At 41.2% G+C, this 13,577-nt stretch carries 17 protein-coding genes and 1 pseudogene; all 18 read right to left on the bottom strand.

Annotated features, from left to right (window positions below):
- Positions 1 to 23: 23 nt before the first annotated feature.
- Positions 24 to 1,106 carry a flagellar biosynthesis protein FlhB gene (gene flhB / locus M1M80_RS09015; protein WP_003238523.1) on the bottom strand — a complete coding sequence of 361 codons (1,083 nt, stop codon included), beginning with the start codon at positions 1,104 to 1,106 and terminating at the stop codon, positions 24 to 26.
- A pseudogene (gene fliR / locus M1M80_RS09010) lies at positions 1,106 to 1,886 on the bottom strand (flagellar biosynthetic protein FliR). The gene flhB and the pseudogene fliR overlap by 1 nt, the downstream one beginning before the upstream one ends.
- A gap of 7 nt (positions 1,887 to 1,893) precedes the next feature.
- Entirely contained in the window at positions 1,894 to 2,163 is a 270-nt protein-coding gene (gene fliQ, locus M1M80_RS09005; protein WP_014113798.1) for a flagellar biosynthesis protein FliQ, read from the bottom strand.
- Positions 2,164 to 2,177: 14 nt separating this feature from the next.
- On the bottom strand, positions 2,178 to 2,843 hold the full coding sequence (gene fliP / locus M1M80_RS09000) for a flagellar type III secretion system pore protein FliP (protein ID WP_019258404.1): 666 nt from the start codon (positions 2,841 to 2,843) through the stop codon (positions 2,178 to 2,180).
- Entirely contained in the window at positions 2,836 to 3,495 is a 660-nt protein-coding gene (gene fliZ / locus M1M80_RS08995) for a flagella biosynthesis regulatory protein FliZ (protein WP_060398630.1), read from the bottom strand. Before fliZ ends, fliP begins: the two co-directional genes overlap by 8 nt.
- Positions 3,496 to 3,509: 14 nt before the next feature.
- Positions 3,510 to 3,872 (bottom strand): chemotaxis protein CheY, encoded by a 363-nt coding sequence (gene cheY, locus M1M80_RS08990; protein ID WP_003220882.1) that lies wholly within the window; start codon positions 3,870 to 3,872, stop codon positions 3,510 to 3,512.
- A gap of 25 nt (positions 3,873 to 3,897) precedes the next feature.
- Complete coding sequence (fliY, locus tag M1M80_RS08985; protein WP_003238528.1) at positions 3,898 to 5,031, bottom strand: flagellar motor switch phosphatase FliY; 1,134 nt, start codon at positions 5,029 to 5,031, stop codon at positions 3,898 to 3,900.
- Positions 5,021 to 6,019, bottom strand: coding sequence for a flagellar motor switch protein FliM (gene fliM, locus M1M80_RS08980; RefSeq protein WP_003220879.1), 999 nt, complete (start codon positions 6,017 to 6,019; stop codon positions 5,021 to 5,023). The genes fliY and fliM overlap by 11 nt, the downstream gene beginning before the upstream one ends.
- Before the next feature lie 33 nt (positions 6,020 to 6,052).
- A complete protein-coding gene (gene fliL / locus M1M80_RS08975; RefSeq protein ID WP_060398629.1) occupies positions 6,053 to 6,475 on the bottom strand; it encodes a flagellar basal body-associated protein FliL in 423 nt (140 codons plus the stop codon).
- Positions 6,472 to 6,687 (bottom strand): swarming motility protein SwrD, encoded by a 216-nt coding sequence (swrD, locus tag M1M80_RS08970; RefSeq protein ID WP_003220876.1) that lies wholly within the window; start codon positions 6,685 to 6,687, stop codon positions 6,472 to 6,474. Before swrD ends, fliL begins: the two co-directional genes overlap by 4 nt.
- Before the next feature lie 39 nt (positions 6,688 to 6,726).
- On the bottom strand, positions 6,727 to 7,521 hold the full coding sequence (flgG, locus tag M1M80_RS08965; RefSeq protein ID WP_003238530.1) for a flagellar basal body rod protein FlgG: 795 nt from the start codon (positions 7,519 to 7,521) through the stop codon (positions 6,727 to 6,729).
- Between the two features lie 20 nt (positions 7,522 to 7,541).
- Positions 7,542 to 7,964: a flagellar hook assembly protein FlgD gene (gene flgD / locus M1M80_RS08960; RefSeq protein WP_003238531.1), complete on the bottom strand. Its 423-nt coding sequence runs from the start codon at positions 7,962 to 7,964 to the stop codon at positions 7,542 to 7,544.
- Positions 7,961 to 9,418: a flagellar hook-length control protein FliK gene (locus tag M1M80_RS08955; RefSeq protein ID WP_060398628.1), complete on the bottom strand. Its 1,458-nt coding sequence runs from the start codon at positions 9,416 to 9,418 to the stop codon at positions 7,961 to 7,963. The genes flgD and M1M80_RS08955 overlap by 4 nt, the downstream gene beginning before the upstream one ends.
- Before the next feature lie 12 nt (positions 9,419 to 9,430).
- Positions 9,431 to 10,045 carry a MotE family protein gene (locus tag M1M80_RS08950; RefSeq protein WP_019258398.1) on the bottom strand — a complete coding sequence of 205 codons (615 nt, stop codon included), beginning with the start codon at positions 10,043 to 10,045 and terminating at the stop codon, positions 9,431 to 9,433.
- Positions 10,046 to 10,056: 11 nt separating this feature from the next.
- Positions 10,057 to 10,500 (bottom strand): flagellar export protein FliJ, encoded by a 444-nt coding sequence (gene fliJ / locus M1M80_RS08945; protein WP_003238536.1) that lies wholly within the window; start codon positions 10,498 to 10,500, stop codon positions 10,057 to 10,059.
- A 2-nt stretch (positions 10,501 to 10,502) separates the two neighbouring features.
- Complete coding sequence (fliI, locus tag M1M80_RS08940) at positions 10,503 to 11,819, bottom strand: flagellar protein export ATPase FliI (protein WP_019258397.1); 1,317 nt, start codon at positions 11,817 to 11,819, stop codon at positions 10,503 to 10,505.
- The gene (fliH, locus tag M1M80_RS08935) at positions 11,816 to 12,568 is read right to left on the bottom strand and encodes a flagellar assembly protein FliH (RefSeq protein ID WP_060398627.1); all 753 of its coding nucleotides are present in this window, start codon (positions 12,566 to 12,568) and stop codon (positions 11,816 to 11,818) included. The genes fliI and fliH overlap by 4 nt, the downstream gene beginning before the upstream one ends.
- Positions 12,561 to 13,577, bottom strand: coding sequence for a flagellar motor switch protein FliG (fliG, locus tag M1M80_RS08930; protein ID WP_003231981.1), 1,017 nt, complete (start codon positions 13,575 to 13,577; stop codon positions 12,561 to 12,563). The genes fliH and fliG overlap by 8 nt, the downstream gene beginning before the upstream one ends.

Below are 13,577 nucleotides of genomic sequence, written 5' to 3'. Positions count from 1 at the left end.
TCTCTCCTTTTAAATCGAAAAGTTCAATATACTTTTTGTTTTGTTTTATATACGTAAGCCAGAATTTCTGCCAAGACTTTAAAAAATTCTTCCGGCACTGCCTGGTCAATTTCTACCTGATCATATAACGCACGGGCAAGCGGTCTGTTTTCTACCATCATGACATCATGCTCTTTAGCAATTTTCCTGATTTTTAACGCCAGGTGGTCAACACCTTTTGCAACAATATAAGGAGCGTCCATTTTTTCTTCGTCATATTTCAGGGCAATCGCATAGTGAGTAGGGTTTGTGATAATGACATCCGCTTTTGGAACTTCCTGCATCATCCGCCTCATCGCCATTTCCCGCTGTCTTTGTTTAATTTTAGACTTGATAATCGGGTCTCCTTCAGATTTTTTGTACTCATCTTTTATATCCTGTTTTGACATTTTGATATTTTTCTCATAGTCAAATCTCTGATATAAATAATCGAGACCAGCAAGAATCAACAAAGCGACTGCACCGCTCAGCCCCATCCACAGTGTGAGCTTTGAAACAAAAGAAAGGGCCTCTTCTGGTGTCAGGAGCGGGAGCCGGAGAATTTCTCCATAATGCAGCCAAAGAACAGCGAAGGCCGCAAAACCGACAACCGTGATTTTCAATATCGATTTAATCAGCTCTACAATCGCCCTCATACTGTATATTCGTTTAAATCCTTTGATCGGGTCCAGTTTTTCAAGCTTAGGCTGTATCACTTCAGCAGAAAACAAGAACCCAACCTGCATATAGTTGCTTACGACCCCTGCAACAAGAGCGACAAGCAAGATCGGTGCAAGTATGATGCCCGTATCCTCTAATAAGCTGATAAACAGTGTGTGCACATTTGATTCTGAGAGCTTCATTGTGAGCGACTCGGTATAAAAAGTTTCTATAAATGACAGCAGCCTGTCTCTCATAAACGGACCAATCGCAATAAGCGAAAGGAATACTACCAATAAAGAAATGGCGGTATTGACATCCGCGCTTTTTGCTACCTGCCCTTTTTTTCGCGTATCCTTCCGTTTTTTCGGAGTGGCTTTCTCTGTCTTTTCTCCCGCAAAAAACTGCAGGTCAATTCTAAGCTTCATTAAGAAACACCGACCAATGCTAAAAGATTCCGCATCGTTTCAATCGTTAAACTAAAGACATTCCGCACAACGACGAAGATAACGGACATACACACAATGAGCATGATGAAACTGACAGCGATCTTTAAAGGCAGACCGACAACAAATACATTTAATTGCGGAACAGTTCGAGCCACGATACCTAATGCTAAATCAACAAGAAACAAACTGGCCACAACCGGCGCTGACATTTGAAAAGCAATAATAAACATCGCATTAAAGCTTTTCGCGATAAAATAAGCAAACTTTTCATCGCCGAAATTCGGAAATGCCTGATCAACTGAAATATACTGAAAGCTGTAGTAAATACCGTCAAGCAGCAAATGGTGGGCATTGACACTCAGCATAAACAAAAGTGCCATCGTATAGATAAACTGGCCGATCAACGGACTTTGTGCACCAGTTTGCGGATCAATAACATTCGCAATTGAAAATCCCATTTGAAAATCAATAAAAGAGCCGGCAATTTGAACTGCGGCAATCATCATATAAGCAATTAAGCCTAGACAAAGACCAACCAAAGCTTCCTTAAACGCCAAGAGCATATATTGCCCATCTATCTCCAAAGAGGGAGGTTTATCAATGGTGCTGAAACAAATGACCGCGAGAAAAAAAGCAAATCCAATACGATGAACAGCTGGGACATTCCGGTGTCCGAATAGCGGAATCGTTACAAAAAAAAGCAGAAATTCTAATAAAAACCAATAAGAAGGCAGGAAATAAATCAATAATCGAATTCATCTCTACATTACCCTGCAAAACGATTTAAATTAGAAAACAGCTCTGTTGTAAACGAAAGAATGGTCGACAGCATCCATGGACCAAAAAAAATCAAGGCCAGAAGAACTGCCACGATTTTCGGAATAAACGCCAAAGTCTGTTCCTGGATTTGAGTTGTCGCCTGAAATATGCTGACGATTAAACCGACCAGTAAAGCAATAGCCAGCAATGGCGCACTGATCATCAGCGTTACGTATACGGCTTTTTCCGCCATAGAAATTACAAATTCTGAACTCACGTTTAGCACCTACCCTAAAAGCTCTGAAGCAAAGATTTCACAATTAAATACCAGCCGTCTACTAAAACAAAAAGTAATATTTTAAAGGGCAGAGAAATCATAACTGGAGGGAGCATCATCATTCCCATTGACATTAAGACGCTCGCCACTACCATATCTATAATTAAAAATGGGATAAAAATCATAAAACCTATTTGAAACGCTGTTTTGAGCTCCGATATGGCAAAAGCGGGAACCATTGTCGTTAGTGGAATATCCTTTAATGATTCCGGTTTATCCATTTTCGCGTAATTCATAAACAGCGCCAGATCCTTCTGCCTTGTGTGTTTACTCATAAATTCTTTAATTGGTTCCTCAGCTTTCGTATACGCTTCGTCCAAGCTGATTTTGTTGTCCATCAATGGCGTCAGCGCTTCTTTATTAATCTCTGAAAAAGTAGGAGCCATAATAAAAAACGTTAAAAACAGCGCAAGCCCGATAAGAACCTGGTTTGGCGGCATAGATTGCGTCGCCAGTGAAGTCCTGACAAATGACAGAACAATGACGATGCGCGTAAAACAAGTCATAAGAATCAATATTCCAGGCGCCACTGAAAATACAGTTAACAATAATAGTAATTTAACAGTTGAACTAACGTTTTCCGGATCGCTTGAATTGAAAATATTTATAAACTCATTCATGATGACGTGGGCCTTTCTTCTTTCCTTCAGAACGGTTTTGTTTTAACTCTTCAAGCTGCTCTTTTAAAGCTTTTGAAAATGAAGGCAGTTTTTGCTGCGGCTGATGTTCAGAGCCCTTCAGCGGCTTCACAAACTTTTGCCACTCTATCTTGCTTGACATTGCCTCTTCATGCTGGCTGAGAATGACTTCAATCTCTTTTTCATCCTCAATTTCTTTCAGCAGCTGGATCGTCTCTCCAACACCGACGACGAGCACACTTTTTCCGACTTTGATCAATTGGATAGATCTGTTTTGGCCGACCGATGTGCCGCCAATATTTTCAACATATTGAAAAGGCTTTAGGAGCCGATTTCTTTTGTTCATGAGCTTAACCAGCCCGTAAATCAGCACGATAACAAACAGTAAAGCGAAAATCATCTTTACAAAATCAAAAGCTGAGACAGAAGGAGCCGCCGCTCCCTCCGTCTCATCAGCAGTTTGTGTTGTTTTTTCTTCCTTTTGCTCTGACTTATCTTCAGTTTTTTCATCTTTCTTTTGAAACCATTCGTTTACAGTTGAATTATCAGAGTCTGCTGCGGCAGCAGCAATCGGATGTACACTGAATAAAACGAAAAAACAAATAAAAGCGATGAAATATTGACTCTTTTTCAACAGTCGTACACCCTTTAACTTAATGTTTTGTTGATTGCTTCAAGCACACGGTCTGCCTGGAAAGGTTTTACGATAAAATCCTTAGCGCCGGCCTGAATGGCATCGATAACCATTGATTGCTGTCCCATAGCAGAACACATAATGATTCTTGCCTGTGCATCAATTTGTTTAATTTCTTTTAATGCTGAAATCCCATCCATTTCTGGCATCGTGATATCCATAGTAACAAGATCAGGAGAATGCTCTTTATACTTTTCTACTGCTTGTGCTCCATTTTCAGCTTCCGCTACTACTTCAAAACCGTTTTTCACCAAAATATCTTTAATCATCATTCGCATAAATGCTGCGTCATCTACAATTAAAATTCTGTGTGCCATAATCAATCTCTCTCCTTGTGTTTCGTTATTTTAAATTATTAATGCGCTCTGCCTGGCTTAAAATGTCAGTGACTCTTACACCGAAGTTTTCTTCAATCACAACGACCTCGCCTTTGGCAACAATACGCTGATTAACTAAAATATCTACCGGCTCACCGGCTAATTTATCAAGCTCAATAATACTTCCGGCAGAAAGCTCCAAAATCTCTTTTACGCTTCTTTTCGTTCTGCCAAGCTCAACAGTAATCGAAAGCGGGATATCCAAAAGCATATCCAGGTTGTTTATAGGGGCTTGCGAAGCCTCATTTGGGTCAAACGCGGAAAATTCCACCGGTGAAACCTGAACTGGCGCTGTTTTTTTCGGCGTTCCCTGCCTTTTTGGCGGCTGTTGCTGCTGCGGTTCAATACGCGGCTCTGGTGCCACAGGCTCTTTCGGCTGCTCATATGTAACATCAGGCTGCGGCGTTGTTTCTCCCTCTGCATTTCCTGTGTTCATAAGGCTTGAAATTAAATCTTTCGCAAATGTCAGTGGGTAAAGCTGCATAATGCTGGAGTCTATTAATTCTCCCACCTTTAAGTTGAAAGAAACTTTCACCAGCATTTCATCATCAGGAATACGGTCTGTTCCCTTTTCTTCAGTGACATCGAGCAATTCAACCCGAGGCGGTGAAATATCAATTTTTTTACTGAATACAGTAGACATTGATGTGGCTGCCGATCCCATCATTTGGTTCATTGCTTCTTGAACCGCACTTAAATGGATTTCACCGAGTGAAGGGTCCGCACCTTTCCCATCTCCCCCGATCATTAAGTCAGCAATGATCGCCGCGTCATTTTGTTCCACGACCAACAGGTTGCTGCCGCTGAAGCCCTCCGTATAATTTACTTCAATCGCTACATACGGTTCAGGAAACGCATCGCTGATTTTACTTTTAGGTATGACAGTTACGCTCGGAGTCGTAATATCGACTTTTTGGTTTAAAAGCGTTGACAGCGCTGTTGCAGAACTGCCGAATGAAATATTTCCGATTTCACCGATCGCATCACGCTCCATTTCCGATAAGTCAAGTACTTCCGGAACCTCTGGCTCATCCGGCGTGCTGCCAGTGCCGTTAAGAAGCGCGTCAATCTCATCTTGAGATAATCTATTATTCTCCATCTTGTTCACCTCTTATGTCGTGATCTAAAATTTGCACTGCCTGTTTTCGATTCACCCGGCCGGCTTGTCCTAAAAATTTCGGCTTATCTCCGACCAATACAGTAAGAGGATCCGTGACTGATTTGTCCAAAGTTATGCAGTCTCCGACTTCTAAACTTAAAAACTCTTCTATTGTCAGTTCAGATGTGCCGAGCTCGGCCACGACAGGTATTTGTGCTGTCATGATACGTTTTTCAAGCGATTTTGTTTCCTCAGGCTTCGGCTCATTTCTATCTGATTGCATCCAATAGTGGACTGAAAGTTTCGGTATGAGCGGCTCGAGGACGATATGCGGGATACAGAGATTTATGACACCGCTGATTTCACCGATTTGAGTATTGAGTGAAATTACCACGACTGTTTCATTAGGAGATACCATCTGAACGAATTGCGGATTTACTTCAAACTCAGTCATTTCCGGTTCAATATCAGCAATTGACTGCCAAGCTTCTTTATAATTTCCCAGTGCATTTTCAAACAAATTAGAAATGATTTTTGTTTCAATTTCTGTCAAGCTATCAACCTTATTATGACTGATTCCAATACCGCCCATTACCCGATCCATCATCGTATAAGCAATCGTCGGGTTAACCTCCATCATAATTCTGCCTTCCATCGGATGGACATCAAACAGATTCAGGATCGTCATGTTCGGTATAGATCTGATAAATTCCTCATACGGGACTTGGTCAACAGAACTGACAGATATGTGAATATAGGTTCTGAGCTGAGCAGAAAAGTGAGTAGTAAGAAGTCTTGCAAAATTGTCATGAATTCTCGTTAAACTGCGGATCTGATCCTTAGAAAACCGCAGCGCACGTTTGAAATCATAAACCTTCACTTTCTTCTCTTTTTCTTCTTTTTTCAGCTCTTCAGCGTCCATTTCACCAGTTGATATTGCAGAAAGCAGTGCATCTATTTCATTTTGGGAGAGAACTTCTCCTGACATTTTCCTCACCTCCGTATTCTGTCAAATTATGCTTTATTGCAGATTAAAGGAGGTAATATACACTTTTTCTACTTTTCCTTTTTGGAGGTAGCTATTTATTTTATCTTTTAGTTCCTTCTTAAAGGTTTCTTTTCCCTTGTCTCCCTCAATCTCATCAGCATTCGTATCAGCCAGCAGTGATATTACAGCGTCCTTCACTTGAAAATCACGTTTTTCAAGTTCTTCTTTTGATTTATCAGAGTCAGTTTCAAGTTTAATAGCAAGCCGGATAATATTATCAGACTTTAAATTTGTTGTGATCTCTTCTACATCAACAGAAGATGCAACGATTTCATCAATACTTTTTTTTACTTCACTTTTTTCGGACTTTCCGCCTAAAACAAAATAAGCCGCCGCCCCGAGAGCACCAATTATGACAAGAATAATTAGTAAAATGATCATTAATTTTTTCTTCATTCCGGTTCCTCTATTCCTTGATCCATTGAAAATATTTGTATTTTTCGGTAGAAAGATGCGATCTTTTCCAGAACAGCTTCTTCATCTTCTTTTACTACAAACTTCTTACCATTTGACAGAGTGATTGTAGTATCCGGAAAGCATTCAATCTGTTCAATAAACAGCGCATTCAGTGTAAAGGGCTGCCCATTCAAACGGGTTACTTTAATCATAAAACAGCGGAGAAGCGATTACTCGCCTCCCCTCCCTCCTTAACGTTTAAGGTTAACCAGTTCTTGAAGGATTTCATCAGATGTTGTAATAATTTTCGAGTTTGATTGGAATCCGCGCTGGGCAACGATCATTTCAGTAAATTCGTCAGTTAGATCAACGTTAGACATTTCGAGAAAACCTGATTTAAGGGAACCTGTACCGCCATCACCAGGCTGGTTGGCTGCACTGGCAGTCCCAGAGTTTAAAGACTCACGGTATAAGTTGCTTCCGATTTTATCCAAACCGTCACTGTTTGCAAAAGTAACAATCCCGATTTGTCCGCCGTCTTGTGTTTGACCGCCCGCATCAACAATTGACACCTTTCCATCTGAACCAATGCTGAAGCTTTGTGCATCAAGAGGGATTTGAATTGTTCCACCAGTCATATTTAACACATGATAGCCATCACCAGTAACCAGTGTTCCGGTATTATCTAAATAGAAGTTTCCTGCTCTTGTATAAGCTGTTCCGTCGCCTGTATCAATTCTAAAGTAACCATCGCCGTCAATCGCTAAATCAAGTGTTCGCCCTGTGCTTTGTGTTGCGCTTGTTGAATGAATTGTATCAATTGTGCCAGAAGATGAACCTAAACCGATCTGCTTAGAGTTCGTACCGCCGATAGTTGCACCAGCCGCAGAACCGCCAGCAATTGTTTGGCTTACCATATCTTTAAAGGTAACACGGCTCTTTTTGAATCCTACTGTATTTACGTTGGCAATGTTGTTGCCGATAACGTCAAGCTTTGTTTGAAAGTTTTTCATACCGCTGATTCCAGAATAAAGTGAACGTAACATAATAAATTCCCCCAGATTTTTTATTTCGAAGACTGTGCTACAGACATTACATTCCACGGATTGATCTCGGTCCCATCATCAAGAATGAGATAATAGTTTCCTTGAGAATGTTTAACAGAGCTTACTGTGCCAGTTTTATCTGTTGTACTTTGACCATCAGTCCAAGATACTTCTTTTCCCAACCAATCAACATACGAAGTAAACGGATCTTGATTTTCAACAAATTGAGTCATGGTCTTATTCATGTTCATCATTTGCTCCAAGCTTGAAAAAGTCGCCATCTGACTGATAAATTCTTTGTCATCAACCGGGTTGAGCGGATCTTGGTTTTGGACTTGAGTCATTAATATCTTTAAGAACTCATCTTTCCCCAAGCTGCTATTGCTAGTCGTCACAGTGCTTGTTTTTTCAGGCAGCTTATATTCTGAACTTATAGAAGTCATTCTTCTTCCTCCATTTCAACCATCGACACTTCATCGAGCAGATCGCCGAAATCATTTGATTGCTTTTTCTGTCTTTGCTGTCTCTGCCCCTCTTGCTGCTGTTTCTGTTCATCAGCAAGCTGGCCGTATATCGGCTGATCTCCGGTTTGGACCGGGAGAGTAAAACGGTCAACTTGAACGGCCATATTCGGCAATGATTGCTTCAGCTGAGGAAGATGCTGTTCAAGCAGTTCCTTTGCTGATTGGCTCGATGCAATGATTTTACTCTGAAAGATCCCATTTTCATTTGTCAGCTTGATTGTGACAAATCCTAAATGTTCAGGGTTCAGCCGAATGGTGAAACTTCCCGTCGATCTGCCGAAAGGCGTATATTTCATCTGCTTCCATGCATTGATCACTTGATCAGCCACCGTTTTTGTTTCAGCAGTCGGTAAATCAGTTGAGAGCTGCTGCAGATCCAGTGTTTGAACTCCAGTGTTCCGGTATCCTGAAAACAGCATTTGGAGTCCTGATTTACTATCTACAGGCTGAATACTTCCAGAAGCATCCGGTCCACTTTTGCTGGATGAACTCTGTGAGAGCGGTGAGAGGGCACGCTTTCCAAAGTCTTGCGATGATTCGGATGATTTCGATAACAGGAAAGCTTTCAGCTGACTTTCAGCTAAATTCCATTCTTTGGTCCCTTTTTGAGGAAGCATAGACATTTGTTCCATTAAGCTTTGAAAGCTTTTCAGCTCTGACGCTGTCATCGAATAAAGTTTTGAACTTGACTCATCTTTAGTGAATATTTGCTGTTTAAGATCCTGAATGAGCTGTTGAGATACGCCCTTTTTTTCTAATGCAGAAAGAAATTGATCACCATTCTGGTAAATGACATGAGCTTCATTTCCCTTTCCGCGGTCAGACAGCTTATTCCCTTCTAGCAGCTGACTAATGAACATCTGGATAAGGATAAGTTCTTTATCATCCTCAGATCCTTCATTCTCCTGATTTGATTGCTCTGTATCAGTCTTCAGTTCTCTATTAATGTCAGTAGCAGAGTCATTGGTTGCCAAAGCCGTTTTACCTTCTGAAATGATTTTGTCTGCTTCTGCGAGTAATTGATCTGTCCCGCCGGACACTTTTGATTCAACTGCTTGCAACAGATTCTGCAGCATTCGCTGAGCAGTTTCATCCAACTGCTCCCCTGTAAGTTTGTTTAATGTTTGCAGAAGTTCCGCCTTTTGTTTGTCTTGATCTTCAGGACTTGCATTTAGCCAATCACTGATCTTTTTAAGCGCATCTGCCAAAAGCTGACCGGAAGTAGAGGTTCCCTTTCCTTGTTCTGAGATTTCCTTCAATCCGGCCTCAGACATCAGCCAGTTTTGAAAAACTCCCTGGCTACTTTTCATGGTTTTAGCAGCAGTACCCGCTGTGGTTTGCAGCAAAGGTCCCGCCAATTCAAGCAGCTTCACCTTCAATTCCCCCTATTCTTGGCTGGCAGCAATTTTTTCTGTATAGGTTGCTGCTTGCTCAGGAGTCATTTTCGCCAAGATGTCAGCAAGCTGTTTTTTGCTTAGACCATTCAATATTTTCAGCGCTTCTTGCTCCTTTAATTGGGCAATAATTTTAGCAGCCTTTCCGCTGTCCATGCTTTTATATACACTGATCACTTTGTCATCCTTAGAAGAAGAATTCGAACCTGATGTTTCTTCAGGATTATCTTCTGATGACTTTTTTTGATCCTCCGCCGTCTTTTCAAGTGAACGGATCTTTTGATTGAGCCTGTCGATTTCAGATTTACTTGTTTCTAAATCTTTATTCAATATACTAATTTCACTTTTTTGGTCCTTAATGGTCTTTTCCAGAGCTGCCGTATTACTGCTATCCTTATTTGATGCTGTGTCTTTTTTATTTTCGGTTTCAGGAACCAATTCTTTAAGAACCGGCGTTTTTGCCGCAGCTTCCTGTATCGGCTTTAAGACATTGACACCAGCAGCCCAAAGAACAATCCCCCCAGCGATTAGAAGAAACATCAGCGGAAGGATAATGATAAGCAAAACCGAACGGAACTTACCTGATTCTTTCTTTTTGCCGGACATTACATTCGCTCCTAATGGCCTTGAATCATAAACTGCTTGATCGAAATATCGTCCATTTCTTTCATCTCTGCAGCTTTGTCTTCAAGAGCAAACATTTTAAACTGTTTTTCACGCATTTTTTCAAACTTTTTTACTTCTATATTTTTCTCTGTCAAAATTTCTTGTTTTTGATTCATTTGATTTCTTTTCATAATGACAAGCTTTTGATAGTGATAGATCGTGTTTTCAAGGTTTGAGACAAATTGCTGGTAATGCCTCATTTCTTGTACACTCATGCCGCTTTTCAATTTCTTTTCCTTATTTTGTTCAAGCAATTCCTTTTTGCTCATATTCTCATATAATTTTTCAGCAACATTTTCAAATTCAGAAACTGATTGCTGATACTCGGATAAGGATTGATCTTTCTCATTTTCTTTTAGTTCCAGCAGCTTTTGGAATCTAAATTGATAAGCCACGTTTATTCCTCATTTCCTGTCAAACTAGTTAATGCAGCAATGCTTTCTTCCAATAATGCTGATTCGTCTGTTCCCTGTTTTAAAAATTGAATAAGCTGCGGATAAAATTGTATCGCTTCATCAATTTCTCTTGAGGATCCTCTTTTGTAAGCTCCGATATTAATGAGATCTTCTGAATTTTGATATGTTGATAAAAGTTCACGGAATTTATTTGCTGCATCCAGATGTTGTCTTGTCGATATGTTTGACATCACCCTGCTGATGCTTTTTAGTACATTAACTGCAGGAAACTGGCCTTTATTGGCAAGCGCCCTGTCCAACACAATATGTCCGTCTAAAATTCCGCGAACAGTGTCCGCAATCGGCTCATTCATGTCATCCCCGTCTACCAATACTGTATAAAACGCCGTAATGGTTCCGTGCTCATTTGCACCTGTTCGCTCTAATAAACGAGGTAAAATAGCGAACACAGAAGGTGTATAGCCTTTTGTCGTCGGAGGTTCTCCGGCAGCCAGTCCAATCTCACGCTGCGCCATTGCCACCCTTGTAACAGAATCCATCATAAACATGACATTTTGGCCTTTATCGCGGAAATACTCGGCAATTGCCGTCGCTGTATATGCCGCTTTCAATCTCATTAATGCTGGCTGATCTGAGGTGGCAACGACCACAATCGATCGTTTCAGCCCCTCTTCCCCAAGATCTTTTTCAATAAACTCCCGAACCTCTCGCCCACGTTCCCCGACAAGTGCAATGACGTTTAAGTCAGCCTCTGTCTGCTTGGCTATCATCCCCATTAATGTGCTTTTTCCGACACCGCTTCCTGCAAAAATGCCAATCCGTTGGCCTTTACCGACTGTCAGCAAGCTGTCAATTGATCTGACTCCTACACCCATCTTTTCACGGATAGGCGGCCGTTTCATCGGGTTGGGCGGTGATTGCTCCGTCGATACAGGCGAGAGCCCTTTCGGCAGCAGTTTTCCGTCAAGCGGCTCGCCAAAAGCATCGATAACCTGTCCGATAAGTCCTGCTCCGACTTTAACCCGAAGAGATTCACCAGTGGCTTCTACAATACTGCCGGGCGCAATGCTTGCAGCCTCTAAATAAGGCATAAGCAAAATATTTTCTTCCTGGAAGCCGACAACCTCAGCTTTAATGACTTTACCAGATTGTCCTTTTGCATAAATCAGGCACACGTCGCCAATTGAGCTTGCAGGCCCTTTTGATTCAATCATCAGGCCGATCACCCGCTTGACTTTTCCGTACCGTTTATACGAGTCCGTCATTTCTATACAATCTATCAGACTCTGTGTCTTCATTCAGCTGCACCCGCTTCCAGCACTGTCAGAAGTTTATCTTTCAATTGCATTAGTTGTGTGTCAACACTCGCATCCACTCTGCCAAAAGGAGTTTCTATATAACAAGATCCTTTTTGAGCTTTTTCATCAGCATATATGCCAAGCCGGCATTCTTTATAAAGAAGCTGCAGAATTTCATCTTTTTGCTGAAAGACTGTCTCATAGTAATATGGGTCTACATATATTGAGATATCGTCATATTCCTTTACTTCGTTTACAACCTGTTTCACTAGCAGGAGAAAAGCCTCTTTATCATCAGATTTTTGCTGCCATACTTTTTTAGCCAGTGCAACGGCAAGCTCAACGATTTCTTCAGAAGCGTCTTCAAGCTTGTCCTCAACAGCTTTTCTGGACATTTCAGTTATGCTGTTTGCTTGGTCGATAAGCTCGGAATACTGTTGAAGCGCCTCCGCTTTGCCTAATGCCACACCTTGTTCAAAACCCTCGGCTTTTGCTTCCTCAATAAGCTTTTGTTTTTCAGCTGCCCAATCATTTTTTTCCTGCTCAATTTGACGGCGAATAGTTTCTATATGACTGTTGGCCTGCTCTGAAATCCGGTCAGCTTCCTCTTTCACTCGGGCGATAAGCGCTTCCGGATTCTCTTCAGCCTGCAAAAGGTGAGAATGATCGATACGCACCTCTTGTACAGAGAGTTTTCTTCTTTCCTTTTGTGGAGAAAAAGATGATTCTTGTTTAATGATATTAGACAATAATATCGTCCCCTCCGCCTCTTGCTATCACAATTTCACCGGCTTCTTCAAGCTTTCTGACGATGCTTACAATTCTTGATTGAGCTTCTTCTACATCTTTCAAGCGTACAGGGCCCATGAATTCCATTTCTTCTTTAAAGGTTTCAACCATACGCTGTGACATATTGTTGAATACAATTTCTTTGACTTCCTCGCTTGCAACCTTTAATGAAAGGAGCAGATCGTCGTTTTCAACATCGCGAATGACTCTCTGAATTGCGCGGTTATCAAGTGTAACAATATCTTCGAAGACAAACATCCGCTTTTTAATTTCTTCAGCAAGATCAGGATCCTGAATTTCCAATGAATCTAAGATCGTCTTCTCTGTTCCTCTGTCTACCCCGTTTAACACTTCAACAACAGCTTCAATTCCGCCTGTTTGTGTATAATCCTGAGTAAATGCAGAAGATAATTTTTGTTCCAGAATCCGTTCTACCTCATTAATAATTTCAGGTGACGTTCTGTCCATGACCGCGATTCTTCTTGCGACCTCAGCCTGTACCTCAGGATTCAGCTCGGATAAAATTTGTCCGGCTTGCACAGGATCTAAATAAGACAAGATTAAAGCCATCGTCTGCGGATGCTCTTGCTGTATAAAATTCAAAATTTGTTCAGGCTCCGCTTTTCTGGCAAAATCAAATGGTTTAACCTGTAAAGATGAAGTCAGCCTGTTTAGAATGTTTTCCGCCTTATCCTCTCCAAGCGCCTTCTCAAGAACTTGTCTTGCATAGCTTAGACCGCCCTGAGAAATATAATCTTGCGCAATGGCTATATTATGAAATTCTTCTATAATTTCATCCTTTTTTTGATGATCAACACTTCGAACACCCGATATTTCCAGGGTAAGCCTTTCAATTTCTTCATCGGTTAAGTGCTTATATACAGAAGCTGACACATCTAACCCCAAGGAAATCATGAGAATGGCTGCTTTTTGTTTTCCTGTAAGCTTATCTTGATCACGTCTCGCCAT

The organism is Bacillus inaquosorum (genome assembly GCF_023238325.1).
In the GTDB taxonomy this organism is placed as follows: domain Bacteria; phylum Bacillota; class Bacilli; order Bacillales; family Bacillaceae; genus Bacillus; species Bacillus inaquosorum.
The sequence above is the reverse complement of the archived record's forward strand: the minus strand, read 5'-3'. Positions and strand labels throughout refer to the sequence as shown.

Excerpts from the sequence above, each read along its gene's own strand:
- M1M80_RS08950 (WP_019258398.1), bottom strand. The coding sequence starts at position 10,045 with ATGTCCGGCAAAAAGAAAGAATCAGGTAAGTTCCGTTCGGTTTTGCTT.
- flgG (WP_003238530.1), bottom strand. The coding sequence starts at position 7,521 with ATGTTACGTTCACTTTATTCTGGAATCAGCGGTATGAAAAACTTTCAA.
- cheY (WP_003220882.1), bottom strand. The coding sequence starts at position 3,872 with ATGGCACACAGAATTTTAATTGTAGATGACGCAGCATTTATGCGAATG.
- flhB (WP_003238523.1), bottom strand. The coding sequence starts at position 1,106 with ATGAAGCTTAGAATTGACCTGCAGTTTTTTGCGGGAGAAAAGACAGAG.
- flgD (WP_003238531.1), bottom strand. The coding sequence starts at position 7,964 with ATGACTTCTATAAGTTCAGAATATAAGCTGCCTGAAAAAACAAGCACT.
- fliM (WP_003220879.1), bottom strand. The coding sequence starts at position 6,019 with ATGTCAGGAGAAGTTCTCTCCCAAAATGAAATAGATGCACTGCTTTCT.
- fliY (WP_003238528.1), bottom strand. The coding sequence starts at position 5,031 with ATGGAGAATAATAGATTATCTCAAGATGAGATTGACGCGCTTCTTAAC.
- fliI (WP_019258397.1), bottom strand. The coding sequence starts at position 11,819 with ATGAAGACACAGAGTCTGATAGATTGTATAGAAATGACGGACTCGTAT.
- fliL (WP_060398629.1), bottom strand. The coding sequence starts at position 6,475 with ATGAAGAAAAAATTAATGATCATTTTACTAATTATTCTTGTCATAATT.
- fliP (WP_019258404.1), bottom strand. The coding sequence starts at position 2,843 with ATGAATGAGTTTATAAATATTTTCAATTCAAGCGATCCGGAAAACGTT.
- swrD (WP_003220876.1), bottom strand. The coding sequence starts at position 6,687 with ATGATTAAAGTAACCCGTTTGAATGGGCAGCCCTTTACACTGAATGCG.
- fliG (WP_003231981.1), bottom strand. The coding sequence starts at position 13,577 with ATGGCGAGACGTGATCAAGATAAGCTTACAGGAAAACAAAAAGCAGCC.